The 25,815-nt window shown below is 36.8% G+C and carries 26 protein-coding genes; 10 read left to right on the forward strand and 16 right to left on the reverse strand.

From position 1 onward, the window contains the following. Positions 1-28: 28 nt before the first annotated feature. The 7 genes from AC2SLN_RS04450 to AC2SLN_RS04480 all read right to left on the reverse strand — a co-directional run bounded on the left by AC2SLN_RS04450 (position 29) and on the right by AC2SLN_RS04480 (position 6,801). Entirely contained in the window at positions 29-1,279 is a 1,251-nt protein-coding gene (locus AC2SLN_RS04450) for an NRAMP family divalent metal transporter (protein ID WP_486548374.1), read from the reverse strand. Between the two features lie 447 nt (positions 1,280-1,726). Further along, positions 1,727-2,896, reverse strand: a complete 1,170-nt coding sequence (locus AC2SLN_RS04455; RefSeq protein ID WP_486548375.1) for a zonular occludens toxin domain-containing protein — start codon at positions 2,894-2,896, stop codon at positions 1,727-1,729. Position 2,897: 1 nt separating this feature from the next. After that, entirely contained in the window at positions 2,898-3,179 is a 282-nt protein-coding gene (locus AC2SLN_RS04460; protein ID WP_486548376.1) for a DUF2523 family protein, read from the reverse strand. A gap of 2 nt (positions 3,180-3,181) precedes the next feature. Continuing rightward, positions 3,182-4,639 (reverse strand): virulence factor TspB C-terminal domain-related protein, encoded by a 1,458-nt coding sequence (locus AC2SLN_RS04465; RefSeq protein ID WP_486548377.1) that lies wholly within the window; start codon positions 4,637-4,639, stop codon positions 3,182-3,184. Positions 4,640-4,782: 143 nt separating this feature from the next. Next, on the reverse strand, positions 4,783-5,019 hold the full coding sequence (locus AC2SLN_RS04470) for a major capsid protein (RefSeq protein WP_486548378.1): 237 nt from the start codon (positions 5,017-5,019) through the stop codon (positions 4,783-4,785). Between the two features lie 203 nt (positions 5,020-5,222). Next, positions 5,223-5,525 (reverse strand): hypothetical protein, encoded by a 303-nt coding sequence (locus AC2SLN_RS04475; protein ID WP_486548379.1) that lies wholly within the window; start codon positions 5,523-5,525, stop codon positions 5,223-5,225. Positions 5,526-5,547: 22 nt separating this feature from the next. Beyond that, positions 5,548-6,801: a phage/plasmid replication protein, II/X family gene (locus AC2SLN_RS04480; RefSeq protein ID WP_486548380.1), complete on the reverse strand. Its 1,254-nt coding sequence runs from the start codon at positions 6,799-6,801 to the stop codon at positions 5,548-5,550. Between the two features lie 129 nt (positions 6,802-6,930). On the opposite strand from AC2SLN_RS04480, the gene AC2SLN_RS04485 reads away from it, so the two are divergent. Further along, positions 6,931-7,275, forward strand: a complete 345-nt coding sequence (locus AC2SLN_RS04485) for a helix-turn-helix domain-containing protein (protein ID WP_486548381.1) — start codon at positions 6,931-6,933, stop codon at positions 7,273-7,275. Positions 7,276-7,684: 409 nt separating this feature from the next. Here AC2SLN_RS04485 and AC2SLN_RS04490 read toward each other — a convergent pair whose 3' ends face one another. From AC2SLN_RS04490 to AC2SLN_RS04515, 6 genes are all read right to left on the reverse strand, one after another. Further along, complete coding sequence (locus tag AC2SLN_RS04490; protein ID WP_486548375.1) at positions 7,685-8,854, reverse strand: zonular occludens toxin domain-containing protein; 1,170 nt, start codon at positions 8,852-8,854, stop codon at positions 7,685-7,687. Between the two features lies 1 nt (position 8,855). After that, positions 8,856-9,137, reverse strand: coding sequence for a DUF2523 family protein (locus AC2SLN_RS04495; RefSeq protein ID WP_486548376.1), 282 nt, complete (start codon positions 9,135-9,137; stop codon positions 8,856-8,858). Between the two features lie 2 nt (positions 9,138-9,139). Then, entirely contained in the window at positions 9,140-10,597 is a 1,458-nt protein-coding gene (locus tag AC2SLN_RS04500; protein WP_486548377.1) for a virulence factor TspB C-terminal domain-related protein, read from the reverse strand. A 143-nt stretch (positions 10,598-10,740) separates the two neighbouring features. Continuing rightward, complete coding sequence (locus AC2SLN_RS04505; RefSeq protein ID WP_486548378.1) at positions 10,741-10,977, reverse strand: major capsid protein; 237 nt, start codon at positions 10,975-10,977, stop codon at positions 10,741-10,743. A gap of 203 nt (positions 10,978-11,180) precedes the next feature. Continuing rightward, positions 11,181-11,483 (reverse strand): hypothetical protein, encoded by a 303-nt coding sequence (locus AC2SLN_RS04510; RefSeq protein ID WP_486548379.1) that lies wholly within the window; start codon positions 11,481-11,483, stop codon positions 11,181-11,183. Positions 11,484-11,505: 22 nt separating this feature from the next. Then, complete coding sequence (locus AC2SLN_RS04515; protein ID WP_486548380.1) at positions 11,506-12,759, reverse strand: phage/plasmid replication protein, II/X family; 1,254 nt, start codon at positions 12,757-12,759, stop codon at positions 11,506-11,508. Between the two features lie 129 nt (positions 12,760-12,888). Here AC2SLN_RS04515 and AC2SLN_RS04520 point away from each other — a divergent pair, with 129 nt between their 5' ends. The 4 genes from AC2SLN_RS04520 (at position 12,889) to AC2SLN_RS04535 (ending at position 17,106) form a co-directional block, all read left to right on the forward strand. Beyond that, positions 12,889-13,233: a helix-turn-helix domain-containing protein gene (locus tag AC2SLN_RS04520; protein ID WP_486548381.1), complete on the forward strand. Its 345-nt coding sequence runs from the start codon at positions 12,889-12,891 to the stop codon at positions 13,231-13,233. Between the two features lie 489 nt (positions 13,234-13,722). Next, on the forward strand, positions 13,723-15,030 hold the full coding sequence (bioA, locus tag AC2SLN_RS04525) for an adenosylmethionine--8-amino-7-oxononanoate transaminase (protein ID WP_486548382.1): 1,308 nt from the start codon (positions 13,723-13,725) through the stop codon (positions 15,028-15,030). Between the two features lie 275 nt (positions 15,031-15,305). Continuing rightward, positions 15,306-16,043, forward strand: a complete 738-nt coding sequence (gene bioD / locus AC2SLN_RS04530) for a dethiobiotin synthase (RefSeq protein WP_486548383.1) — start codon at positions 15,306-15,308, stop codon at positions 16,041-16,043. A gap of 448 nt (positions 16,044-16,491) precedes the next feature. Then, complete coding sequence (locus AC2SLN_RS04535; RefSeq protein WP_486548384.1) at positions 16,492-17,106, forward strand: hypothetical protein; 615 nt, start codon at positions 16,492-16,494, stop codon at positions 17,104-17,106. A gap of 74 nt (positions 17,107-17,180) precedes the next feature. On the opposite strand, the gene AC2SLN_RS04540 is transcribed toward AC2SLN_RS04535, so the two are convergent. Next, positions 17,181-18,590: an aminotransferase-like domain-containing protein gene (locus AC2SLN_RS04540; RefSeq protein ID WP_486548385.1), complete on the reverse strand. Its 1,410-nt coding sequence runs from the start codon at positions 18,588-18,590 to the stop codon at positions 17,181-17,183. Positions 18,591-19,002: 412 nt separating this feature from the next. On the opposite strand from AC2SLN_RS04540, the gene AC2SLN_RS04545 reads away from it, so the two are divergent. The 3 genes from AC2SLN_RS04545 (at position 19,003) to AC2SLN_RS04555 (ending at position 21,523) form a co-directional block, all read left to right on the forward strand. After that, positions 19,003-19,890, forward strand: a complete 888-nt coding sequence (locus AC2SLN_RS04545; protein ID WP_486548386.1) for an EamA family transporter — start codon at positions 19,003-19,005, stop codon at positions 19,888-19,890. Between the two features lie 71 nt (positions 19,891-19,961). Next, positions 19,962-20,792 carry a PhzF family phenazine biosynthesis protein gene (locus tag AC2SLN_RS04550; protein WP_486548387.1) on the forward strand — a complete coding sequence of 277 codons (831 nt, stop codon included), beginning with the start codon at positions 19,962-19,964 and terminating at the stop codon, positions 20,790-20,792. Positions 20,793-20,848: 56 nt separating this feature from the next. Continuing rightward, positions 20,849-21,523 (forward strand): LysE family translocator, encoded by a 675-nt coding sequence (locus tag AC2SLN_RS04555; RefSeq protein ID WP_486548388.1) that lies wholly within the window; start codon positions 20,849-20,851, stop codon positions 21,521-21,523. A gap of 42 nt (positions 21,524-21,565) precedes the next feature. On the opposite strand, the gene AC2SLN_RS04560 is transcribed toward AC2SLN_RS04555, so the two are convergent. Next, complete coding sequence (locus AC2SLN_RS04560) at positions 21,566-22,507, reverse strand: hypothetical protein (protein ID WP_486548389.1); 942 nt, start codon at positions 22,505-22,507, stop codon at positions 21,566-21,568. A gap of 120 nt (positions 22,508-22,627) precedes the next feature. Here AC2SLN_RS04560 and AC2SLN_RS04565 point away from each other — a divergent pair, with 120 nt between their 5' ends. Together AC2SLN_RS04565 and AC2SLN_RS04570 are read left to right on the forward strand one after the other, a co-directional pair. Further along, on the forward strand, positions 22,628-23,350 hold the full coding sequence (locus AC2SLN_RS04565; RefSeq protein WP_486548390.1) for an aspartate/glutamate racemase family protein: 723 nt from the start codon (positions 22,628-22,630) through the stop codon (positions 23,348-23,350). Between the two features lie 15 nt (positions 23,351-23,365). Next, positions 23,366-24,733, forward strand: coding sequence for a DUF711 family protein (locus AC2SLN_RS04570; RefSeq protein ID WP_486548391.1), 1,368 nt, complete (start codon positions 23,366-23,368; stop codon positions 24,731-24,733). Between the two features lie 326 nt (positions 24,734-25,059). Here the strand turns inward: AC2SLN_RS04570 and AC2SLN_RS04575 are convergent, their stop codons facing one another. Further along, complete coding sequence (locus AC2SLN_RS04575; protein WP_486548393.1) at positions 25,060-25,803, reverse strand: M90 family metallopeptidase; 744 nt, start codon at positions 25,801-25,803, stop codon at positions 25,060-25,062. Positions 25,804-25,815 lie beyond the last annotated feature (12 nt).

A 25,815-nucleotide genomic window follows, 5' to 3' on the forward strand; every position in this document is an offset into this window, starting at 1 on the left:
TTTATTAATTCCTTGCAGTTCAAAATAACTAAATAAACCCTAATAGTTGTACTAAGAATAATAGCGCGATACTACTCAAAAATATAAGGCCCGTTATGCTATATACATTCATGGCAGGTGATAATTTTTCGGCATGTTTCACTAATGAATAATTTAACCAACCGAAAATTGGCGCTGAAACAAATGCTGATATCATCGCAAATTTAAGCATTGCACCAAGCTGACCAGTAAAGAAAGAGATAATAATTAACCCTCCCACAATAGCATAAGTCGTCCAGAATAAAACTTGACGTCCATTTATTGCGCTATCACCTTTAATAAGCCTCCAACTTTCTGCGTTAGCTCTTCCATAACCATCTGCACAAGTGATGGTGGTACCAAACATAACCATAAAGGCTACAAATGAAACCAATAACTTTGACCAAGAGCCAATAGTTTGCGTGTACATGCTTATAAGTTGGGCAACATAAGCACCACCTGCTGTTTGTATCTCGACACCAGAGCCATATTGAACAAATACACCAAGAGCTAAAAAGAATAATGCTAAAATAGCAGTGGATATATAACCTACGTTAAAATCTATTAGGCCTTGACGATGTGTCGTATGGTCATTTTTTACTTTAGCAGACGTCCACATGGACGTAATTGCCGCGAACTCAAGCGGAGCTGGCATCCATCCCATTAATGCTACTATAAAACCCAGTGTTGCTAAGTTCCATGGTGATGTTGCAATAAAGTCAGCGGTCATTACTGATGGTTTTCCTGCAGCAATTACCACTGCTACTATGGTAGAAAAGGTTAAAAAAACCATAATCCACTTAGTTATTTGGTCTAAAAATTTATAGTGACCCAGTATTAAAAATAGCCAAGAAATGCCCATAACCAACATGGATAGGGTAGTGGTGGACAATTCAAAGGTTTCAGGCAACATAAAACCAAGTATCACTGCAGCTAGCAAGCCTACTGCGCCTGTGCTTATAACTGCTGAAACGATTGAGAGAATAAAATAAACCCATAAATAAACACGGGATTTCTTGGTATAACCTGCAATTAATGACTCTCCAGTGTCATAAACATAATCGGTAGCAAACCTAAAAAATGGATACTTAAAAAAGTTTGCTAGAACAATCATAATGGCAAGCTGCCAACCATACAATGCACCTGCTTGGGTTGATGATATTAAGTGTGATCCACCAATAGCCGCAGTTGCCATCAAAATACCAGGCCCAAAAATTCCCCAGTTAAAATTATTACTCTTATCAATAGCGGTTTTACTCATGAGGTATTTACCTTTTAAATAGTTTGTTTATAAATAAAAGTCTGCAAACTACGGTAACGGTAGTAAACAAATACACATAATCCTATGTGATAAATCAGCCTTAATATAATAAAAGATGTCTGACTAGACAACTTATAACCCTATAAAATTTATAGAGTGCTGTTTTATAAACGAATTTTTTTAGATAAGATGGAACAATTCGATCAATCTAATAGCATAGAAGTGGTTATATAGGTAAATGTCACTTAACTGGGTTCGCTATGGTTAATAACATGGTAAATGAAATGGGCTTAGATGCTTTATTTAACATAATATACATTATGCGAAAACAAACCAATTGGATTTGAAATAAACTATTAAAGGCCTGAAGGCGTAATTGCCTATTAAAGGCCTGAAGGCGTAATGAATCATCTTCTTAAACGTATAAATTATGCGAAAAAAAACCAATCAAGAACCCGTTATGAAACTAGAATTATCAATATAATCAACGTTAGACAAAGCAGAATCAGATTGAGTATTATTAATTGAACCATCATTAATATTTCCAAAATTACTATGATGCTTAGTTTCAACTAACTGTCTAGACTTCGGAATTAAAGCAGGATTTTCATTCATCTCATAACATAAACTGTTTGATATAAGAAGAGGTTCGCCATAGCCATTATATGCGACACATGCTCCAGATGAGCTGGCAATAACCATGGCCGGTCGAATTTCTTCATGCTCTGCCATTACAGCAATATGCTTTGGTAAATACTTTGCTTTTAATTCTTCAAGCTCAAATCTCAATTTATTTATCTCTTCTAATTGTTGCTTAGTTTGATTATCTAAATCACTAACAACATCTTCATTAACTTCTTCATTAACTTGTTCAGAACTGAATTTATCAGAAAACATACTATCTTTTGCTAAATGAAAAGTAATACCAAAAATCAGAGGAATAGCAATAACAAAAGGTATTAACTTAGATGGAATCTTAAATTTAAACTTAGAATGAGCAGACGCAGATTGATAAGCATTTTGAAACTTCTTTTTAAAAAAGAATTTTTCACGCTCAAAAGCATTACTTATAGCAGTATCAGAACGAGGATTCAGCTGAAATTCATCCCATTTATAAACCCAAGCAAAATTGGAACCATGCAAACGTTTAACATGATAATGAGTTTGTATTAAACCACGTATGTGAGTGTGAATATATTTGGGAAATTGAGTAATTAAACGTATGTCATGACCTATATGACCATGCTCATTCAAACTAATCGTTGTGGGATTCTTAGATAAAGAACCCGAAACATCTTTAACCCATTCTAATTTATGACATTCATCAAAATAAAAAATAGAGTTTGGAGGCGGACACCAATAACCCTCAGGAACTTCATCGGGTTGAGTTAAATAATCGCCAAACCAGATAGGCTTATCAGTCGGTATTGGTCTAACTTCATGCAACTTAGTTGGTGTGTCAGGTGCATTTATACCCGAAATATCGGCAAAAATGGGTCTACGCTCAAGCCCTTGTTTTTGAAGTTTATCATTCTGCTTAATATCATCAAAAATTTGCTTGACAGCTCTTTGTGATTTGCCGTTGCGAGGCTGTCCAGTGTATAGGTCAATAGCCATATTAAGTCACTTTACTGAAAAAGGTACGCATACTTGCAAGAATAGCCTTAATTGACATAGCACCAATAACAATAGAAATTGCATGGTCTATGTGAGATATACCAATCAAAAACCCCAAATCTGACGGCAAGCCAGACATCTGTTGTAAGCCAGAATTAATATATTTATCAAAGAAAAATTGAACAATAGTATAGCTACCTATACCAATGCCAAGTATTAAGAGACCTTTTAAAACAAAATAACGAGTAAACCAAGAAAGAACAACACCTAAAATGGCAGGCATTATTAATCACTCCCAACACTTAAAATAATTTTAGCTCCAGAAAAATACGCTAACATCAAAAAAACGGGCGCTAAACTAGCAAGAATATTGCAAACAGGAGACATCGGAATTGAGAAAGTCTGACCCATAACGGAAAACTGTTTATCGGCAGGACATTGACGAGATGCATTAATTCTATTTTGACTAATATTAAAACCTTTAAGAGCGCCTAGAGGGTCAAAAGTAGAAACATCAACCTCGGGTAAATCAACATTTGGGGAACCATCCGCCCTTTTTTCAACTCTTAATAAATCTCGAATTTGAGCAAGAAGAGATGTTTGCTCATCTTGTCTTGATGTTATTTCATCAAAATCTAAATCTTTATTAATAAGCTCATCAATCTTTTGCTTAAGTTCAGTATCATCATACTTATTAGACTTTACAGCAGATATAAGCTCATCAATCTTTGCATTAATATCAGACATATCAAAATCGTTATTATCAGAGTCATTACTATCCATCTTACTAATAATCTCATCAATCTTATTTTCAATTGATGTTGTATCAACCTTAATATTCATATTTTTAATAGCATTAATAAGCTCATCAAGCTTACTGTTTGTCTGAACAATATTGTTATTAACAATGCTCATATTATTATTAATAGTCTGTAAATTATTACTCACATTAGATATTTGATGACTAATAACAGTCTGATTAGTGACCAAAGTTTCTGTTAAAGAAATAACACGATTATCATTATTAATAATAGTCTGGTTAGTATTTCTAAGCTGTCTTAAAGCATTACAAATATTACAATCAGATTGACCATCTTCATTGCAATTCTGAGTCGATGGATCACAATCATCTGGCTTATCATCATTTACACAATTCTGACCGACAAGTTTCATACCGCTAGGGCATTGCCAGACGCATTTACCATCTTTTTCTGAATAACCCGAAGGGCATTTAGGAGATGATACACATTTTTTACCATCCCACGAATAACCAGCAGGGCAAGTATTGGGGTTCCAATCACTACAATCAGTTTGATAAATGGGAGCTGTCTTGAGACCTTTTGTGACTGGACCCCCACCGAAATTTGAATCTCGATAACAAAACTTGTCAGAAGAATTATAGTAACTACGTACAACACCACGAACTTCTGAATTAGCTTTATCACAAGCCTCTTGGGGAGTTGCAGAAGCGTGGGGACAGTAACCATTGGGGGTATAAGGTAAATTAACAATAGTAGGAGAAGTAGAGCCAGAGCCAGAACCAGAAAAGCCATCAGAATTGCCCCACGAACCGCCAGCGCCATTGCCACCGAAAGCACCACCGCCACCGTAATAACCCCAAGAGCCACCCGCTCCATTATTACCGAAGCTGCCCCCTCCTCCTTCATAACCCCATGAACCTGCCCCGTCAGCATGAGCAAAAGAGATAAATAGAGATAAGAATATGAAAAATATATATTTCATGATAAAAGAATTCGTAAAGCAGTTATGAAAGTCCAAACAATCAACCAGTTCAAAATTGAAGAATTTTCCATATACACCCCCAAATTTGCTTTATCAAACTGACTAGCAAAAGCTAATCAGCTTTGTAAAACAAACTTATAAAATCATCGTATGATACGACGTAAGAGAGAGAAACCAAGAATGACAACAAGAACACCGAGAATAGCCATACCGATAGTTTCAATATTTGTTACTTGCTCGCTAATCTTAGTAACAAGTTCAGTAACATCTACTGCAGCATTAGCAGAATTTGAAGCCAAAACAGCAGCAACAACACCAACGGCAGCAGCAGCGGGAACAGTTTTAAAAGATTTATTTTGCTTAACTTGAATTTGAGCCATTTTTTTCTCCTTAGCCAAAATAGCTATTAGAATTAGAAATTAAACTACCCACTTTTTTTAATCCCCATGCAGTAATTAAAACAAGTGAAATAGCAAGGGAAATTTGCCCAGCTTCGCTAGGCGTTATTGCTAGAGAATCTAGCAAACTTTCTTGAACAACCCATTTACTACAAACGTTGTTCACTAATTCGATGCAATCGTATTTATGCATTAGGCTTGTGTGGCAACTTAACAGAAGTCACAACGGTAACAGGCTGGTCATATTGATTTAATTCTTGACCTAATTCGATTTCAATCTCGCACGGCAATTTGCCACGTAAACTTTCTAATTTAAGAAAATTAGTATGGTCGCCATACTGATAACTGATTTCTTTAGAGCCAAAGCCGTCGGGACTCGAAAAAGGAACATCACAAACTAAATTAGTTTGGTCGATTGTATAAGCATTACCGCTTTTGCTAGTACCACTTCTATTGACACGCTCAATACGCTTTGCTATGACTTTCACTTTAAATTCTCCTTCAGTCTTTTTATGCGACTAGACGCAATTGTGGTTTAAGATACATATTAAAATCATTAATATGCGACGAAATTGGCGGTTGATAGCCATGTGGATATTGGTTTTGGAAGTCTAAATTTAACAATTTAACGACAGGTATCGTTGTATTTTGTTGTTCTGACAGATTTTGTAAAAGTGCCCTGGGAAGACCAATATCTACCAAAGACTTAACATTTATCTGAAAAGAACGAGCTTGATAACGCTGTTTAACATTTTGCCAACCATCAGATTTTAATAACTTATAAAAATTAAAAGCATTATTAGCTCTAGTGCGTGATAACTTACCGCTCTTAGTAACCGTAGTTAACTTATCTACACATAAGTCATAAATCTCAGCATCGTCATAATTATCCAAAATAGTACCCTCCAAGCTTTGTAAAATCGGCTCAAACCAAATTCGCCAAAGGGTTTTCAATACATCTCTATTTTTTTGCTGATGTTTTATAAAATCCCATAAATTAGTTGGTAAGCCTATCTGCTCTAACTTGCGTTTTTTTGTACGAGACTCAAAACGTAATAACTTCGATGACCAGTCGATTAATTCAGGTGTAAAAATCTCTAACTTTTTAGCTGATTGAATACAACCCGAATTCGCTTTTTTTGTTAAATCCTTAACCTCTCTCAACACATCATTATGTTTGCCATACGCAACTGCATTACCTAATCTTGTAGTTGCTCCGCCCCAGTAAACTGTATTGAAAAAGTCACGTCTATCTGTATCGTTACGTCTTTGACCATTGCTGACATTAGACAAAAAACGCAACAATGGCTGTACAAGTTGTTCACTTTCTAATCTAACGCTATACGTACTATCAATACGTGATATAGATGCGTTTTTAAGGTCAAGACATGCAAAAAAAGCGGGATAATAATCTTGCAATAAATAAAGCATTTCTGACGCTAAATTTTTAACACTCTCGCCACCATAAATATTGTGACCTTGAAGAATTTTGGGACTAGCAGACAAAGAAATATAAGGCAAAGTATTAGCTACATTAACAGCATTAAACTTTATAGCCATATTTGAGTAGCTTGATGGAAGAGCTTCATAAGGATGCTTCAAATCTCCATAAGTTACTTCGCCAGTCATTAAGTCTCTTTTTAAATAACTGGGTACTGCTCGAATCTGATAATCAGCAACATCGCCAATAATTGAATATAAATTGCCAGTTTGTTTGACAAACTCATCACGCATTGGAATATGAATAATAAGCGTATCAAGCATCTCGAGCCTCAAATATTTACTCAATTGCGTAAATTTACAAAAAATATAATATTACGCAATTAAGTAAATTTCAAGAAATATTTTGCCTAAAAGAGTAAATTAATAAAAAATAATCAAGAGACTCAAAAAATGAAAGAAAATATCGACCTAAAGGAAAAAATAGAAACAATATGCAAAGCTAAAAATATATCGAAAAGAGAACTGGCAAAAAAAGCAGGAATACCAGCATCAACAATCTATAGCATTGTAGAAAGAAGAAAAAGCACATCAATTGAAAACATAATGAAAATATGCAAAGCAACAGATATGACAATCGACGATTTCATAAATGAAACAAGAGACGAAAAAATAACAAGAATAATAATGAGTTTAAACAAGCTAGATGAGAAAGACAGGGAAATAATATTAAAAATGATACAAGGGGTAACAGGCTCGGAAACGAAAAATTTTTCGCAAGAATCCACTACTAAATAACGTGGACTCGTTTGCGTGTGTGCGTGTTCGAAGGGGTACTCACACTCACACACGCAAACAGGTAGTATCATTTACTAAATTAATCAATTGACCGTTGACAACAAAAAAAACAAAAGGACGTTTTTTTTGTCGCAACAGGGTCAGAGAAATTTTTGATATGTTCAACAGTTTTTGTTAACTGTGGAAGGGGTTTTCGCATAATGCGGATTATGAGCCAGACAGCAAAAAACGCTATGAGTTGAAATTATCTCATAGCGTTTTTTGTCATAATCACGTGCCATTATGCGAAAACAAACCAATTGGATTTGAAATAAACTATTAAAGGCCTGAAGGCGTAATTGCCTATTAAAGGCCTGAAGGCGTAATGAATCATCTTCTTAAACGTATAAATTATGCGAAAAAAAACCAATCAAGAACCCGTTATGAAACTAGAATTATCAATATAATCAACGTTAGACAAAGCAGAATCAGATTGAGTATTATTAATTGAACCATCATTAATATTTCCAAAATTACTATGATGCTTAGTTTCAACTAACTGTCTAGACTTCGGAATTAAAGCAGGATTTTCATTCATCTCATAACATAAACTGTTTGATATAAGAAGAGGTTCGCCATAGCCATTATATGCGACACATGCTCCAGATGAGCTGGCAATAACCATGGCCGGTCGAATTTCTTCATGCTCTGCCATTACAGCAATATGCTTTGGTAAATACTTTGCTTTTAATTCTTCAAGCTCAAATCTCAATTTATTTATCTCTTCTAATTGTTGCTTAGTTTGATTATCTAAATCACTAACAACATCTTCATTAACTTCTTCATTAACTTGTTCAGAACTGAATTTATCAGAAAACATACTATCTTTTGCTAAATGAAAAGTAATACCAAAAATCAGAGGAATAGCAATAACAAAAGGTATTAACTTAGATGGAATCTTAAATTTAAACTTAGAATGAGCAGACGCAGATTGATAAGCATTTTGAAACTTCTTTTTAAAAAAGAATTTTTCACGCTCAAAAGCATTACTTATAGCAGTATCAGAACGAGGATTCAGCTGAAATTCATCCCATTTATAAACCCAAGCAAAATTGGAACCATGCAAACGTTTAACATGATAATGAGTTTGTATTAAACCACGTATGTGAGTGTGAATATATTTGGGAAATTGAGTAATTAAACGTATGTCATGACCTATATGACCATGCTCATTCAAACTAATCGTTGTGGGATTCTTAGATAAAGAACCCGAAACATCTTTAACCCATTCTAATTTATGACATTCATCAAAATAAAAAATAGAGTTTGGAGGCGGACACCAATAACCCTCAGGAACTTCATCGGGTTGAGTTAAATAATCGCCAAACCAGATAGGCTTATCAGTCGGTATTGGTCTAACTTCATGCAACTTAGTTGGTGTGTCAGGTGCATTTATACCCGAAATATCGGCAAAAATGGGTCTACGCTCAAGCCCTTGTTTTTGAAGTTTATCATTCTGCTTAATATCATCAAAAATTTGCTTGACAGCTCTTTGTGATTTGCCGTTGCGAGGCTGTCCAGTGTATAGGTCAATAGCCATATTAAGTCACTTTACTGAAAAAGGTACGCATACTTGCAAGAATAGCCTTAATTGACATAGCACCAATAACAATAGAAATTGCATGGTCTATGTGAGATATACCAATCAAAAACCCCAAATCTGACGGCAAGCCAGACATCTGTTGTAAGCCAGAATTAATATATTTATCAAAGAAAAATTGAACAATAGTATAGCTACCTATACCAATGCCAAGTATTAAGAGACCTTTTAAAACAAAATAACGAGTAAACCAAGAAAGAACAACACCTAAAATGGCAGGCATTATTAATCACTCCCAACACTTAAAATAATTTTAGCTCCAGAAAAATACGCTAACATCAAAAAAACGGGCGCTAAACTAGCAAGAATATTGCAAACAGGAGACATCGGAATTGAGAAAGTCTGACCCATAACGGAAAACTGTTTATCGGCAGGACATTGACGAGATGCATTAATTCTATTTTGACTAATATTAAAACCTTTAAGAGCGCCTAGAGGGTCAAAAGTAGAAACATCAACCTCGGGTAAATCAACATTTGGGGAACCATCCGCCCTTTTTTCAACTCTTAATAAATCTCGAATTTGAGCAAGAAGAGATGTTTGCTCATCTTGTCTTGATGTTATTTCATCAAAATCTAAATCTTTATTAATAAGCTCATCAATCTTTTGCTTAAGTTCAGTATCATCATACTTATTAGACTTTACAGCAGATATAAGCTCATCAATCTTTGCATTAATATCAGACATATCAAAATCGTTATTATCAGAGTCATTACTATCCATCTTACTAATAATCTCATCAATCTTATTTTCAATTGATGTTGTATCAACCTTAATATTCATATTTTTAATAGCATTAATAAGCTCATCAAGCTTACTGTTTGTCTGAACAATATTGTTATTAACAATGCTCATATTATTATTAATAGTCTGTAAATTATTACTCACATTAGATATTTGATGACTAATAACAGTCTGATTAGTGACCAAAGTTTCTGTTAAAGAAATAACACGATTATCATTATTAATAATAGTCTGGTTAGTATTTCTAAGCTGTCTTAAAGCATTACAAATATTACAATCAGATTGACCATCTTCATTGCAATTCTGAGTCGATGGATCACAATCATCTGGCTTATCATCATTTACACAATTCTGACCGACAAGTTTCATACCGCTAGGGCATTGCCAGACGCATTTACCATCTTTTTCTGAATAACCCGAAGGGCATTTAGGAGATGATACACATTTTTTACCATCCCACGAATAACCAGCAGGGCAAGTATTGGGGTTCCAATCACTACAATCAGTTTGATAAATGGGAGCTGTCTTGAGACCTTTTGTGACTGGACCCCCACCGAAATTTGAATCTCGATAACAAAACTTGTCAGAAGAATTATAGTAACTACGTACAACACCACGAACTTCTGAATTAGCTTTATCACAAGCCTCTTGGGGAGTTGCAGAAGCGTGGGGACAGTAACCATTGGGGGTATAAGGTAAATTAACAATAGTAGGAGAAGTAGAGCCAGAGCCAGAACCAGAAAAGCCATCAGAATTGCCCCACGAACCGCCAGCGCCATTGCCACCGAAAGCACCACCGCCACCGTAATAACCCCAAGAGCCACCCGCTCCATTATTACCGAAGCTGCCCCCTCCTCCTTCATAACCCCATGAACCTGCCCCGTCAGCATGAGCAAAAGAGATAAATAGAGATAAGAATATGAAAAATATATATTTCATGATAAAAGAATTCGTAAAGCAGTTATGAAAGTCCAAACAATCAACCAGTTCAAAATTGAAGAATTTTCCATATACACCCCCAAATTTGCTTTATCAAACTGACTAGCAAAAGCTAATCAGCTTTGTAAAACAAACTTATAAAATCATCGTATGATACGACGTAAGAGAGAGAAACCAAGAATGACAACAAGAACACCGAGAATAGCCATACCGATAGTTTCAATATTTGTTACTTGCTCGCTAATCTTAGTAACAAGTTCAGTAACATCTACTGCAGCATTAGCAGAATTTGAAGCCAAAACAGCAGCAACAACACCAACGGCAGCAGCAGCGGGAACAGTTTTAAAAGATTTATTTTGCTTAACTTGAATTTGAGCCATTTTTTTCTCCTTAGCCAAAATAGCTATTAGAATTAGAAATTAAACTACCCACTTTTTTTAATCCCCATGCAGTAATTAAAACAAGTGAAATAGCAAGGGAAATTTGCCCAGCTTCGCTAGGCGTTATTGCTAGAGAATCTAGCAAACTTTCTTGAACAACCCATTTACTACAAACGTTGTTCACTAATTCGATGCAATCGTATTTATGCATTAGGCTTGTGTGGCAACTTAACAGAAGTCACAACGGTAACAGGCTGGTCATATTGATTTAATTCTTGACCTAATTCGATTTCAATCTCGCACGGCAATTTGCCACGTAAACTTTCTAATTTAAGAAAATTAGTATGGTCGCCATACTGATAACTGATTTCTTTAGAGCCAAAGCCGTCGGGACTCGAAAAAGGAACATCACAAACTAAATTAGTTTGGTCGATTGTATAAGCATTACCGCTTTTGCTAGTACCACTTCTATTGACACGCTCAATACGCTTTGCTATGACTTTCACTTTAAATTCTCCTTCAGTCTTTTTATGCGACTAGACGCAATTGTGGTTTAAGATACATATTAAAATCATTAATATGCGACGAAATTGGCGGTTGATAGCCATGTGGATATTGGTTTTGGAAGTCTAAATTTAACAATTTAACGACAGGTATCGTTGTATTTTGTTGTTCTGACAGATTTTGTAAAAGTGCCCTGGGAAGACCAATATCTACCAAAGACTTAACATTTATCTGAAAAGAACGAGCTTGATAACGCTGTTTAACATTTTGCCAACCATCAGATTTTAATAACTTATAAAAATTAAAAGCATTATTAGCTCTAGTGCGTGATAACTTACCGCTCTTAGTAACCGTAGTTAACTTATCTACACATAAGTCATAAATCTCAGCATCGTCATAATTATCCAAAATAGTACCCTCCAAGCTTTGTAAAATCGGCTCAAACCAAATTCGCCAAAGGGTTTTCAATACATCTCTATTTTTTTGCTGATGTTTTATAAAATCCCATAAATTAGTTGGTAAGCCTATCTGCTCTAACTTGCGTTTTTTTGTACGAGACTCAAAACGTAATAACTTCGATGACCAGTCGATTAATTCAGGTGTAAAAATCTCTAACTTTTTAGCTGATTGAATACAACCCGAATTCGCTTTTTTTGTTAAATCCTTAACCTCTCTCAACACATCATTATGTTTGCCATACGCAACTGCATTACCTAATCTTGTAGTTGCTCCGCCCCAGTAAACTGTATTGAAAAAGTCACGTCTATCTGTATCGTTACGTCTTTGACCATTGCTGACATTAGACAAAAAACGCAACAATGGCTGTACAAGTTGTTCACTTTCTAATCTAACGCTATACGTACTATCAATACGTGATATAGATGCGTTTTTAAGGTCAAGACATGCAAAAAAAGCGGGATAATAATCTTGCAATAAATAAAGCATTTCTGACGCTAAATTTTTAACACTCTCGCCACCATAAATATTGTGACCTTGAAGAATTTTGGGACTAGCAGACAAAGAAATATAAGGCAAAGTATTAGCTACATTAACAGCATTAAACTTTATAGCCATATTTGAGTAGCTTGATGGAAGAGCTTCATAAGGATGCTTCAAATCTCCATAAGTTACTTCGCCAGTCATTAAGTCTCTTTTTAAATAACTGGGTACTGCTCGAATCTGATAATCAGCAACATCGCCAATAATTGAATATAAATTGCCAGTTTGTTTGACAAACTCATCACGCATTGGAATATGAATAATAAGCGTATCAAGCATCTCGAGCCTCAAATATTTACTCAATTGCGTAAATTTACAAAAAATATAATATTACGCAATTAAGTAAATTTCAAGAAATATTTTGCCTAAAAGAGTAAATTAATAAAAAATAATCAAGAGACTCAAAAAATGAAAGAAAATATCGACCTAAAGGAAAAAATAGAAACAATATGCAAAGCTAAAAATATATCGAAAAGAGAACTGGCAAAAAAAGCAGGAATACCAGCATCAACAATCTATAGCATTGTAGAAAGAAGAAAAAGCACATCAATTGAAAACATAATGAAAATATGCAAAGCAACAGATATGACAATCGACGATTTCATAAATGAAACAAGAGACGAAAAAATAACAAGAATAATAATGAGTTTAAACAAGCTAGATGAGAAAGACAGGGAAATAATATTAAAAATGATACAAGGGGTAACAGGCTCGGAAACGAAAAATTTTTCGCAAGAATCCACTACTAAATAACGTGGACTCGTTTGCGTGTGTGCGTGTTCGAAGGGGTACTCACACTCACACACGCAAACAGGTAGTATCATTTACTAAATTAATCAATTGACCGTTGACAACAAAAAAAACAAAAGGACGTTTTTTTTGTCGCAACAGGGTCAGAGAAATTTTTGATATGTTCAACAGTTTTTGTTAACTGTGGAAGGGGTTTTCGCATAATGCGGATTATGAGCCAGACAGCAAAAAACGCTATGAGTTGAAATTATCTCATAGCGTTTTTTGTCATAATCACGTGCCATTATGCGAAAACAAACCAATTGGATTTGAACCCTTTAATACAATTAAATAATGCAACTAAATATAGTTACTTTATGGGTTATAACTCGAAACTCGTTATAGTAGTTTTGGCTCGAACAAGTTAGTATAAGCTACCAGCATTTAAATAAATCAAATCCGTTTAATATCTATCTATAAAATAATCTGCTATAAATTAATCTGACTAAAATAATGACGAAATCTAACTTCGATACACTTCTTAATATCAACACCTTTGATCAAAATCATCTCTGGCATCCATATGCAACATTGCCACCGCAATATCCAAACATAGTCATTGATCACGCTGATGGTGTGTATCTTTATACAAAATCTGGTAAACAGCTTATTGATGGCATGTCATCTTGGTGGGCAGCAATACATGGTTATAATCATCCCATATTGAATGATGCCATCCGAAATCAATTAGATAAGATGGCTCATGTCATGTTTGGCGGTCTTACCCATCAGCCTGCCATTGATCTGGGTCAAAAACTCCTCTCTATAGCCCCTAAAGGTCTAGATGCCATCTTCTATGCAGACAGTGGTAGTATTGCGGTAGAAGTTGCACTGAAAATGGCGCTTCAGTATCAATTGGCTCAAAATAAGCCTGAGCGCAATCAAATAGCGACAACCCGATCTGGCTATTATGGAGATACTTGGCATGCCATGAGTATCTGCGATCCTGTTAATGGTATGCATAGTATTTATGGCAAACAGTTGCCAATACAGCTGTTTTTTGATAAGCCTAAGTCTGGATTTGAAACACCTTTAGACTACGATAGTAAACAACAACTAACAGAATTTTTTGCAAAAAATCAGCAAAATATGGCAGCTTTTATCATAGAACCTGTGGTTCAAGGTGCGGGTGGAATGCGTTTTTATAGTCCTGAGTACCTAAAATTGTTACGTAAATTATGTGATGACTACGACATTTTGTTAATTGCCGATGAAATTGCAACAGGTTTTGGGCGTACTGGTAAGATGTTTGCGTGTGAATATGCCGACATATCGCCTGATATTATGACAGTAGGTAAAGCGCTGACGGGTGGCTATATGACCTTTGCCGTGACATTATGTCAGCGTCACGTTGCTGAACGCATTGCCAATAGTGAATATTCTGCTTTAATGCACGGCCCTACGTTTATGGGCAATCCCCTAGCCTGTTCTGTCGCTTTAGCGTCAATTGAGCTCATTATTCAGCATGATTATCCTAAACGGGCGTTACATATTGAACAGCAACTTAATCAATATTTGCAGCCATTGATAGCTTTTGATCAGGTAGCGGATGTGCGCGTCCTTGGAGCTATTGGCGTTATTGAGTTACATGATGCCGTTGATATGCCAGGGTTTCAGCGTTTATTGATTGAAAATAAGGTTTGGATCAGACCCTTTGGAAAATTGGTCTATATTATGCCACCAATTATCATGACCGATGATGAAGTTCTATTGTTATGTAATAGGTTAAAGCAGGTACTAACGAGTTATTTAAATCCATAGTTTTGATAATGGTTAATTTGATAACTAAACTGAATTTTGGATAAGAATTTTTTAAGCCATTGTTTTTATTGGGTTTAAAATTCCATCCCCAACCCTTCCTTTCGAAAAGGAAGGGAGCTAACCTTTACAGATTTAAAATGAGATAAATGACCGTTTTTTTAAAAGATAAGATGCATTGCTTTGCAAAAGAGGAATGCCTATAACCGTAAATTAGATGAGTTGATTATCACGAATTTAGGTTATGCTATTAATTATACTATTGAGTTAATAAAATTATGTGTGTGTATTTTATAACAGGGATTGATACTGATATTGGCAAAACTATTGCCACGGGATGCTTAGCCAGAGTTTTGCATCAAAAAGGCTGTAAAGTCATCACTCAAAAGTTGGTGCAAACAGGGTGTGACGGCATCGCTGAAGATATTATGACGCATAGAGACATGATGGGCATAGACTTACAGTCTCGTGATAATGATATGACAACTTGTCCCTATGTACTTCAAAAGCCGGCCTCGCCCCATTTAGCATCAAAACTTGAAAATAAAATAATTGAGCCTGAACACATTACTAATGCAACCAATACGCTGAAACAAGAATATGACATTGTGCTCTTAGAAGGCGCAGGCGGGCTTATGGTGCCACTCACTGACTCGTTATTAACTTTGGATTATATTGCGGCGCAAAATTATCCTGTTATTTTAGTCACATCTGGCAGATTGGGCAGTATTAATCATACGTTATTGAGCATTGAAGCTATTAAATCTCGTTCATTACCTTTGCACGCTGTCTTTTACAACCATTGGCAACCTGACAAGCGTTTAGCATCAAATTATGAGCCTGATGTTGAGATTGTGGATAGCACCAAAGATTATTTACATTCTTACTTAGCTAAACAATATCCTGATACTCACTGGGTTGATTTACCTTATTTGTCCTATTATGAAGCTAAACCAGATAATCAATCGTCTAGCTTGCAAAAATATATCGAAAGAATTTCACAAAATTTTTTATAAGCTTTGTAGATTAAATTTAGGAAATTAGAAGCATAGTTATGAGTGTTTTTTATGACAGATATAGAAAGTAACATTGGCAAAACATAAGCTGCAAGTTATATAACCAAGCAACTTCTAAAGTATGGTATAGTCAGCCAACTACTAAACGGTTACGGCGTTAACCTCGTTAAGCCTACTCCAGTAGTACTTTCACTCGGTTGCCTTGTAACCATTTTAGACTTCTTTGACTATATCAATATCATTACTCAACAGTTGATTGAAATGGTCTGAGTTGATAATACTTTTCAAAATATTGTCGTCATAGGGATATGATTAAGCTTACTGGCATTACAATAGATTATAATGAAGCAAATAATTAGATACCTTCCCATACTATGGAGAAGTAAGCTCAAGAAATCTCTGATAATACCTTAATATGCAAAATCATTATATAAAAGGATCGCAAAAAATGAATGCCAAATATAAATTAATAGGTCTTGCTACTGCGGCTGTATTTGTTACCTCATGCAGCACTACTTTATCAACAGCTAATGATACTGGAGATGTTTCTAAAAACCCTTTGATAAATGATTCTGAAACTAACATTCATGAGCTAATGGAGAATAAAAAAGCTATAATTTTGCATCAATCTGAACAGATACAAAGTTATTTATCACAAGGTCAATATGAACAAATAACCCCTCTTATTCATCCTACCAAAGGGTTGCGCTTTAGTATGTATGCTTATGTGAGGCCTGAATCGGATAAAGTATTTAGCCGTGAACAATTCAATACTTATCTGCAGCAGTCTCGCATCAAGTTTACTTGGGGACAGACGGATGGCAAAGGGGATTTGTACATCACATCACTTCCCGATTATTTAACCATGTGGGTAAGAGCAAAAGACTTTAACGATATTAAAGCTACTTATAATAGCTTCCAAGGTTCTGGTAACAGTCTTAATAACCTCGAAGAGGCTTATCCTAATGCAGATTTTGTAGAATTTTATAACCCAGGAACCAATCCAGAGTATCAAGGTAAGTATTACTTAGTATCCATAATTAATGATCAGTGGACGATTTAGTAAATTACAGAGGCAGATACGGGTTAGATATTTAGGTTGTTTCTAGTGCTAGTTGTTCAATTTAGTCCGCTGCATCAGACTGCATCAGAGATATACTCCCCTAACCACTGCAAAAAATCATCACTGGTTGTCGCAACGTTTAAGCGTAGGTGTGTTGAATATTCACCATTTGGGTTAAACAGTTGACCCGGAGCTATGAGCCAACCGTCATTATGCGCTTTAAGGGCAAGCTTGGCTGTATCACATCCGACATCAATCCAGACAAACATCCCCGCCTGCGTGTGTTCAGGATATTCAAGTCCCATCTTAGTCAGTTTTTGACGTAGTTGTTGATGGGCCGTATATAGATGCTGTTGCAGTTTTTTGAGTTGGCGACGACTTTCGCCATGTGTCCACAGCTTATGTATTACTCGTTCGCCAAATTCAGGCGTGGTCATGTTGCTTAAAGTTTTTATCCCGATGACATCATCTATGAATTTATCGGGGCATACCAGCATCCCGACTCGCCAACCCGATGCCATATATTTAGAAAAACCCGTGGCATAAAACACCCGTTCAAACTGATCTAGACTAGAATACCTCAGCGCATTGTCCTCTGGTAATAAAGAGGCATACAAGTCATCTTCAAAGATATAAGCATCATACTTATGAATAAGGTTGAGCACTTGGTGCACTCGTGCAGGATGCAAATTATAGGACGTTGGATTGTGAAGAACACTATTGGTTAAATACATCTTAGGACGATGACGTTCAAATATTTGCGACATTTGTTCAATGTCAGGCCCTTGATGATCACGCCTTACGCTCACTACCTTTAAGCCTTGGCGCTGTAAGCTAATTGATAACCAAAACCAACCGGGTTCATCAACAAGTACGGTATCCCCTTCGCTTAACAACACTTGAGAAACTATTAACACGGCTTGGGAAATACCTGCGGTGGTAATGACATGATCAGGGGTCGTTTGCATGCCTAACTGACCCAAATATTGAACCAGTTGCTGTCTTAATGGCAGGAAACCCTGTATATCTCCGTAGTCATATATGAATTCATCCGCTTGCTTGGCTATCTGCCGTATTGCCCATTCCATTTTATCATTTCGTACCCATTCCAATGGCAAAATGCCTGAACCAGGGGCTCTATCTAGTGGCGTTTTGCTGAACATTTGTCGTACTAACCACTTGGTATCAATTTCAGGATTCTTATCCACTTCTTTTATGGTTTCTGCGGTGAGGGTTTCCTCAATAATTGGGGTATTCACATAATAGCCCGAGCCTTGCTTGGCCGTTAATACATTAGTAGCCACTAACTGCTCGTACGCTTGCGACACGGTAAAACTTGAAACCCCTAGTAATTTTGCTAATTTCCTAATTGAAGGCACACGCTGGTTTGGCTTGTAAACGTGCCATTCAATGCGCTTATTGATCCATTCGATAATGGCTTCAGTTTTGGTTAAGCGTGGATTAAGGCTATAAGTTTCTGACATAACTTTGTCCATATTTATGACTACGGTTTTATATCTATGGTTGTTAAGACTACGGTTATTAAGCCTATGGTTTTTATGGTTGTGGTTTTAAGAATATGGTTCTTAAAAATATGGTTATTTCAAACTCATTATTAGTTTCAAATAATGTGAATTAAAAGGATAGTTAAATTGAACTGTGTTGAACGTTAATCTTAACACTTTATAAGCACTCATAAAAACTGTATTGATACTGTATAGATTATTTTATTTAATAAAAATTTCTAGATTTAATTCTTTTAGAAAATTGTCATGATTTATTTATCAGTACACTTTGTTGGCTGTTATATATTTTGTATAGGTACTGTATTAGCGATAGGTTCTATAGTAGATAACTATATTTGAAATAATAGATGGTCTTGTGTTTGGAACCGATATGACTCTTAAAGAAAAGCTCTTACTATTAATTGTCGTCCTCGTTTGGGGGGCTAACTTTATGGTTATCCGTTGGGGTCTTGAGGATATGCACCCTTTTACTTTCATCTTCTTAAGATTCCTTTTTACAGGTATACCGTTAGTATTTTTCTTAAAAAAACCCGATGTCTCTCTCGGTTATGTTGCTCTTTATGGATTAGCGCTGGGTATAGGTGTTTGGGGTCTGGTATTTTTGGCCGTTTTCAATGGTATGCCATCTGGTATGTCATCATTAATTCTGCAAACCAGTCCATTTTTGACCATTTTAATCGCTATTTTGGTGTTTAAAGAGTCACTAACCAAGCAACAAGCAGTAGGTATCTTTATTGCGTTTATCGGTTTGGTAGTTATATGTCTGTTTAAGTCGGACAACTTTAGTCTTGGAAGTTTGTTATTAGTGCTGTTAGCCTCAGTATTTATGACCTTAAGTAACGTGATTATTAAAATTGCGAAACCGCAAGATGTGGTGAGCTTTACGGTGTGGTCAAGTTTGTTTATTCCCCTACCCGTTTTCGCTTTAGCCCTTGTGGCTGCAAACTTAACCGATGTTGATTTTTCACTCTTTACACAATTTCCAAGCTTCAAAAGTTGGATGGTTGTATTTTTTGAAGCCTTTATTATCACGATTATAGGGTACTCTATTATGGCTAGATTGATTACCAAACATGGACTTGCTATTGTCACGCCCTATACCTTACTCATCCCCATATTTGGTTTGTTTTTTGGCTGGCTAGTTTATGATGAGACGTTATCTCAAATTGAAATTATTGGATCGGTGTTTATTATGGTGGGATTGACGTTGTTGACGGTTAAGTTTTCAAGGAGGTCAAAAATAGTGATAAATGATTGAGGTAATTTGCAAAGATTTAACGGGTAACATGAGTTTTAAAATATATTAATTGAGAACACATTGAGTATTCTATGAAGCTAAAAATCCATATTATTGACGCTTTCACAGATTCCGTTTTTAAGGGTAATTCAGCGGCGGTTATTGTGCTTGAGCATTGGTTAGACGCTACAGTAATGCAGAACATTGCCATGCAAAATAATTTATCAGAAACGGCCTTTTTGGTGAAGTACGAGGCGGATTTAGATTTAAATATAGTATCGCCTACTTACCATATTCGTTGGTTTTCTCCCATTAAAGAAATAGATTTTTGCGGACATGCGACCTTAGCCTCTGCTTTCTTGCTATTTAGTGAACAACCTGACTTGTCTTCGGTACAGTTTTATGCCAAAGCAGTTGGCTTATTAACCGTTACCAAACGAACAGACGGTAAGATAGAAATGGACTTTCCAAATCAAAAACCTCAACTTTTAACTAGCCTGCCTCAAGCCCTAGTCGATGGGCTGTCTATTAAACCTGATGAGGTTTATCAAAACCAGCAAGCGTATTTTGTGGTGTACCAAGCTGAGGAAGAGGTGCTTACTGTAGAGCGGAATAATGAAATCTTAGCAACCCTTGCCCCATTTGATGTGGTGGTAACGAGTCTACCAAACTCTAAAGAATACAAACAGTATGACTTCATATCCCGTTATTTTTGGCCTGCAAGCGGTGGCGATGAAGACCCTGTGACAGGTTCAGCTCATACAGGGCTAGCGCCATTATGGGCTGAGCGTTTGGGTAGAGACACCCTACTCGCTTATCAAGCATCAAGTCGTGGCGGTGAACTAACTTGTGAAGTGCGTGGTGATAGAGTGCTAATATCAGGGAATGCAGTACGTTATTTATCTGGGGTTATTGAGGTTTAATTTTTATCATAAGTACCTGAATTATAGATATAGACTTTGAATATAGGTTAACCAATATGATGACAGGATTAGAAGGCAGTGTTTTTGCTTTAGCCGTATTTATACTTATCAACTCCATAACGCCTGGGCCTAATAATTTGATGCTATTGCATGGCGGTATCAAAAAAGGGCTATGGGGCTGTCAGGGTCATTTATTAGGCATAACGTTTGGTGCTGGCGTGATGACGTGGTTAAGCTATTGGGGTATGGCCGCTATCGTCGTTGACCACCCTACCCTTATGTTGGGTATAAAAATATTGGGTACGGTATATCTATTATGGCTAACTTATCAAATGGCGATGAGTGACTTTAGTGCGATGGTCACTGAGGCTTTGAAACTTGAGTCTTCTGAGGATGCGGATGCAAAGATTAAAAAGAAATTTGGAGAACTGCCCCTTACTTTTTGGCAAGCAGCGTTGTTTCAATGGTTAAACCCAAAGACTTGGACAATGACGGTCATGCTACCCAGTATTGCACTAATACATACTGCAGATACTGGCTCAAATTACGCATGGTTAGCAAATTGGCCTTTAATTATTTTATGCATGATTGTAAGTTTACTTTCTATAGCGGTATGGGCAGCTGGCGGGCAATGGTTACGACGTTTAGTACATAATCCTAAGTTAATGAAACTGATTCATATCATCATAGTGGTTATGACTTTATATTGCGCAGTTGCTTTATGGATTTAGGGTAGTTGAGGTGATGTTTGGTCAATCAATAACTTTGAGCTTTTATTCTGGCATTCTGGGGGCTTCTTTAAAGAAAAAACGATCTGCTAGTCTAGCAACCATGATTAAAAGCATTATTGAAAACAAGACTCTACCAAAAAGAATGACCCAAATGTCAGCACCAAGTAAAAGCATGAGCAAGGTATCTTCAATCAATGCATGTATAAGTGACAAACAACTTAAAGACATGAATAAGTCTCTTCGCCTAAAATTAACTTCATTCACTTTTTGAATAATTAAGCCACCTCCGTATGAAAGGCCAAGAAGCAAGCCTATTGTTGTCATCGGGGCTAGCTCAGGATTCTGACCTGTTAACCTTAGAAAAGGTTCCAAGCGTCTTGACAGCCATATAATAAAGCCTATGCGCTCTAGAAAATCCATTACGAAGTTAATGGCGGTAATAATAATAAACATCGTAACCATAATTTTGACGGTACTTTGAATCCAGTACAGCCAACTTTCATCGCTTGACACTTCAGGTAGCCATGCGATATTTACCGGTTCTTGCATAATACCAAAGAACTCGAATAAATAATGAGCAACGATACCATAAGTAATCGCAGCAAACAGCCTTAACAGCCCTGTAAAGATGGCACTTGCACCAGCCACTCGAACGACTGCCTGCTCTACTGGCAAAGCATGTACAAATAGCATAGCTGAGCTAAGAATACTCAGTTGTCCAATAGTTAACCCATCAGCGGGTAGTAATGTTGCTAAAACACCGATTCCGCCATAAATATTAGTTAATATGGTCACGGCCCAGATGAGCCCTGCCTCTCCAGGTAACCCCATAACTGACAAAGGTACGGCAAGTATCTTGCTTAGCCAATCTGCAACTCCAACCAAATTCAAAACCCGAGATATAAACATCATCGGGATAGTAATCTTTAATAGAAACCATGTTGTAATTAGAGATTTTTTTATGATAGCTAGAATATAGGACATTTATTGCGACCTGACTTGACATAAACCTGAGAGCTACTATGGTCTTATTACAAGATAGCATTAAGCTTTTTAATACATCATAACATCTCTTAAACAAAATAATTAAAACAGGATGAAAATATGAGAACTCAAAAAACGTTGGGCATCATTGGTGGAATGAGTTGGGAGAGTATGCAAACGTATTATCAACTGATTAATAAAGGTGTTAAAGATGAGCTTGGGGGTCTGCATTCCGCTGATATAATCATACACAGTTTGGACTTTGCCCCTATTGCTGCCCTGCAAGCTAAAGGCGACTGGGAAGCACTATCCGATACACTCATTGATAGTGGACTACGCTTAAAACGTGCTGGGGTGGAAGGATTATTAATAGCAACTAACACAATGCACAAAGTTGCTGAGCAAGTGCAATTAGCAGTCGAGTTACCGTTGATTCACATCGCTGATGCTACATCAAGGGCGATTAAAATTCATGGCTTAGATACTATTGCGCTATTGGGGACTAAATTTACGATGAATAATGAGTTAGCTGAGCCACACTTTTATCAACAACGCCTTATAGATGCAGGATTAACGGTGCTCGTGCCTGAATCAAAGGCACAAGACAACATTCATGACATTATTTATAACGAGCTGTGCCAAGGTCAATTCTTAGCTGAATCTCGCGAGTACTATATTGAGGTAATATATGACTTGGCTAAGCAAGGTGCACAAGGTGTGATTTTAGGCTGTACTGAAATTGGACTATTAATTAAGCCTGAGGATAGTCCAATTCCTGTTTTTGATACGACACAAATTCATGCGGAAGCTGGAGTTGATTTTTTGTTGAATAAAACTTCGTAAAAATGTGAGCAGATTATGACAAACAAACAACATTATATAACTCAATATTCAATATCAAACATTATTAATGACATTCTCAAAGATAAAACCCTTTGCAAAGTCCGAACCGTAACCACTTTCATCAATCTTACGAAAGATATGGACGCATGGGAACATGTGCTTGCTGATGCTATCAGACAATGCAATATCTTAGCCGATGCGTATCACTTGCAAGGATATGAGGTGCAATCCATTCGTATTGTAACTAACCCCTTTGGCGAGTATTTAGATACCAGCACTATTGAATCAGCTATCATTGGTTTAGAGAAAATTACTCAATTATTGAATCAACTAAATCAAGATACTAGTACACTTAATTTACGCATTCGCTTTGCCATCGGTGAAGCCAAAACCGTGCAAGAAATCAAACTACTGCCCCAGCTTATCGCTCAATATGGCGATTTATGCAATGCGTGCGTCAATGTACCAGTCGATGACTTGGGTGTACTTGATAACGAGCTGATCGAACATTGCATCGAGACGGTGCAACACATCGCAAAGATTACCCCACGTGGCGAGGGAAACTTTAACTTTACGGTGAATTTTAATTGCGACGAGTATATCCCCTACTTTCCAGCAAGTTATCATAGCGGACAGACGGATAAAGGGTTTGTGATTGGTCTTGAGACACCAGACTTATTAGTTGCCACCTTAAAGGCAGTAAATGAGCATCATAATAAGCAAGTTCGTAAGGACAATCTAACAGAGAGTATAAGTTATCAACAGCAACGCCAACTTGTCTTTGATGCTATGAGTTATGTTCTGCAATATCATATCGATATCATAAACGAGATAGCGCAAACTAAGTGCTCATATTCAGAAACTACGGATTCAGAGGCTACAGTTTCAGAAGCTACGGACTGGACATACGTTGGTATTGATACTTCAGCAGCACCTTCTAAAGACTGCGCTTCAATGGTTGAGGTGTATAAGCTACTTGGTGTACCATTCTTTGGGGCATCGGGTACGGTTGAAGCCTCTAGCCTGCTGACTCGGGTATTTAAGTCTATCAAAGGTATTAATGCGGTTGGATTTTCAGGTTTGATGTTAGCGGTAACTGAAGATACGGGATTGGCGCAAGGCACAATTAATAATGACTTTGATATTAGGGCATTATTAACCTATAGCGCAGTATGTGGTATAGGACTCGATACCGTACCTATTGCTGGTGATACGCCAAACGAGAAACTATCGGCATTAATGAGAGATACAGGTACGATGGCGTTTAGACTTAATAAACCTTTAACAGTTCGGGTTTTTCCTGTACCTAATCTGTCTGCTGGCGAGATGACTCAGTTTGAAAGCGAGGACTTGTGTAATTGTGCGGTGATGGCGGTGCCTTAACGGTTTAATTATTTGTCAATAATCTAACTAAGTAACCTAACTGTCAATAACCTAAATAAGTTACCTATATATATAAGTAACCTTAATAACCTATTGCCTAGCCTTCGCTATAACCGTGAGAGCGTTTTAGCCCTGATAGAAGCGGTATACTGCTCGTTCAGGCGGGTGCGGTGACTTAGTTTTGGAGTGGCTACGCTGGCAAGAGACGCTCCAAACTTTAGTCACTGCCCCGCCTGACGAGGAGATATAGCTGAAAGCAGGATTGGCTACAACAACCCTTGCCCTAACCCTTATCCTGAATTCGGGTTCATAAAATAGTGACTCATTTATAACGGATTCTGTCCAAAAAACTCGACCATAAGTTCAAAAATTTCAGGATAAGCGTCTTGTAATAATGTAGGTCGCTCAAAGAAAACCTCACTCAACACCGCAAAAAATTCAGCAGGATTAGTTGCCCCATAACTATTAATACCTGCTTTAGGATGCCGTTTAAAATCTTCAAATCCGTTTTGCATTATTTGAGTCCATTCGGTAGGGTTCATTCCTGATTGCATAGGTGGAAAACCGTTGGCACGACCGTTTAGCATGTCAAGCTTATGCACGAATTCATGAATTACTACGTTATTTCCATCGAGTTCCCCCGCTTGCTTGACATCCCTCCATGACAGAATAACGGGGCCCCGTAGCCATGCCTCACCACTACGATGTTGATGACCTTCGTGCACAATACCAAACTCATCTGTAGTAGTGTTCTTACTGGTATAGGAGCGGGGATAGATGATGACGGATGACCATCCTTTGTACCATTCAAGACCTAAATTTAGAATTGGCAAGCAGGCTTGCAATGCGATCGATTGACGCATGGTGTCTGTAACTTCAAAGTCTTGTGCTCCTTGGATAGACTTATGGTGTAAAAACAAAGTCGCCAGTTCAAATAAGCGCTCTAGCTCATTTTCGCTGAGTCTATCTAGTATAGGGAGCTGCTTTGCTATTTGTTGCCAGTCCGCCTGTTTATAGGGACTGTTATCTATGATGCGCTGTTCGTGCCAGTCTTTTATTTTTTCAAACATGATTTCATACCC

Source organism: Psychrobacter sp. CX90 (genome assembly GCF_057396305.2).

Excerpts from the sequence above, each read along its gene's own strand:
- AC2SLN_RS04450 (WP_486548374.1), bottom strand. The coding sequence starts at position 1,279 with ATGAGTAAAACCGCTATTGATAAGAGTAATAATTTTAACTGGGGAATT.
- AC2SLN_RS04455 (WP_486548375.1), bottom strand. The coding sequence starts at position 2,896 with ATGGCTATTGACCTATACACTGGACAGCCTCGCAACGGCAAATCACAA.
- AC2SLN_RS04460 (WP_486548376.1), bottom strand. The coding sequence starts at position 3,179 with ATGCCTGCCATTTTAGGTGTTGTTCTTTCTTGGTTTACTCGTTATTTT.
- AC2SLN_RS04465 (WP_486548377.1), bottom strand. The coding sequence starts at position 4,639 with ATGAAATATATATTTTTCATATTCTTATCTCTATTTATCTCTTTTGCT.
- AC2SLN_RS04470 (WP_486548378.1), bottom strand. The coding sequence starts at position 5,019 with ATGGCTCAAATTCAAGTTAAGCAAAATAAATCTTTTAAAACTGTTCCC.
- AC2SLN_RS04480 (WP_486548380.1), bottom strand. The coding sequence starts at position 6,801 with ATGCTTGATACGCTTATTATTCATATTCCAATGCGTGATGAGTTTGTC.
- AC2SLN_RS04485 (WP_486548381.1), top strand. The coding sequence starts at position 6,931 with ATGAAAGAAAATATCGACCTAAAGGAAAAAATAGAAACAATATGCAAA.
- AC2SLN_RS04490 (WP_486548375.1), bottom strand. The coding sequence starts at position 8,854 with ATGGCTATTGACCTATACACTGGACAGCCTCGCAACGGCAAATCACAA.
- AC2SLN_RS04495 (WP_486548376.1), bottom strand. The coding sequence starts at position 9,137 with ATGCCTGCCATTTTAGGTGTTGTTCTTTCTTGGTTTACTCGTTATTTT.
- AC2SLN_RS04500 (WP_486548377.1), bottom strand. The coding sequence starts at position 10,597 with ATGAAATATATATTTTTCATATTCTTATCTCTATTTATCTCTTTTGCT.
- AC2SLN_RS04505 (WP_486548378.1), bottom strand. The coding sequence starts at position 10,977 with ATGGCTCAAATTCAAGTTAAGCAAAATAAATCTTTTAAAACTGTTCCC.
- AC2SLN_RS04515 (WP_486548380.1), bottom strand. The coding sequence starts at position 12,759 with ATGCTTGATACGCTTATTATTCATATTCCAATGCGTGATGAGTTTGTC.
- AC2SLN_RS04520 (WP_486548381.1), top strand. The coding sequence starts at position 12,889 with ATGAAAGAAAATATCGACCTAAAGGAAAAAATAGAAACAATATGCAAA.
- bioA (WP_486548382.1), top strand. The coding sequence starts at position 13,723 with ATGACGAAATCTAACTTCGATACACTTCTTAATATCAACACCTTTGAT.
- bioD (WP_486548383.1), top strand. The coding sequence starts at position 15,306 with ATGTGTGTGTATTTTATAACAGGGATTGATACTGATATTGGCAAAACT.
- AC2SLN_RS04535 (WP_486548384.1), top strand. The coding sequence starts at position 16,492 with ATGAATGCCAAATATAAATTAATAGGTCTTGCTACTGCGGCTGTATTT.
- AC2SLN_RS04540 (WP_486548385.1), bottom strand. The coding sequence starts at position 18,590 with ATGTCAGAAACTTATAGCCTTAATCCACGCTTAACCAAAACTGAAGCC.
- AC2SLN_RS04545 (WP_486548386.1), top strand. The coding sequence starts at position 19,003 with ATGACTCTTAAAGAAAAGCTCTTACTATTAATTGTCGTCCTCGTTTGG.
- AC2SLN_RS04550 (WP_486548387.1), top strand. The coding sequence starts at position 19,962 with ATGAAGCTAAAAATCCATATTATTGACGCTTTCACAGATTCCGTTTTT.
- AC2SLN_RS04555 (WP_486548388.1), top strand. The coding sequence starts at position 20,849 with ATGATGACAGGATTAGAAGGCAGTGTTTTTGCTTTAGCCGTATTTATA.
- AC2SLN_RS04560 (WP_486548389.1), bottom strand. The coding sequence starts at position 22,507 with ATGTCCTATATTCTAGCTATCATAAAAAAATCTCTAATTACAACATGG.
- AC2SLN_RS04565 (WP_486548390.1), top strand. The coding sequence starts at position 22,628 with ATGAGAACTCAAAAAACGTTGGGCATCATTGGTGGAATGAGTTGGGAG.
- AC2SLN_RS04570 (WP_486548391.1), top strand. The coding sequence starts at position 23,366 with ATGACAAACAAACAACATTATATAACTCAATATTCAATATCAAACATT.
- AC2SLN_RS04575 (WP_486548393.1), bottom strand. The coding sequence starts at position 25,803 with ATGTTTGAAAAAATAAAAGACTGGCACGAACAGCGCATCATAGATAAC.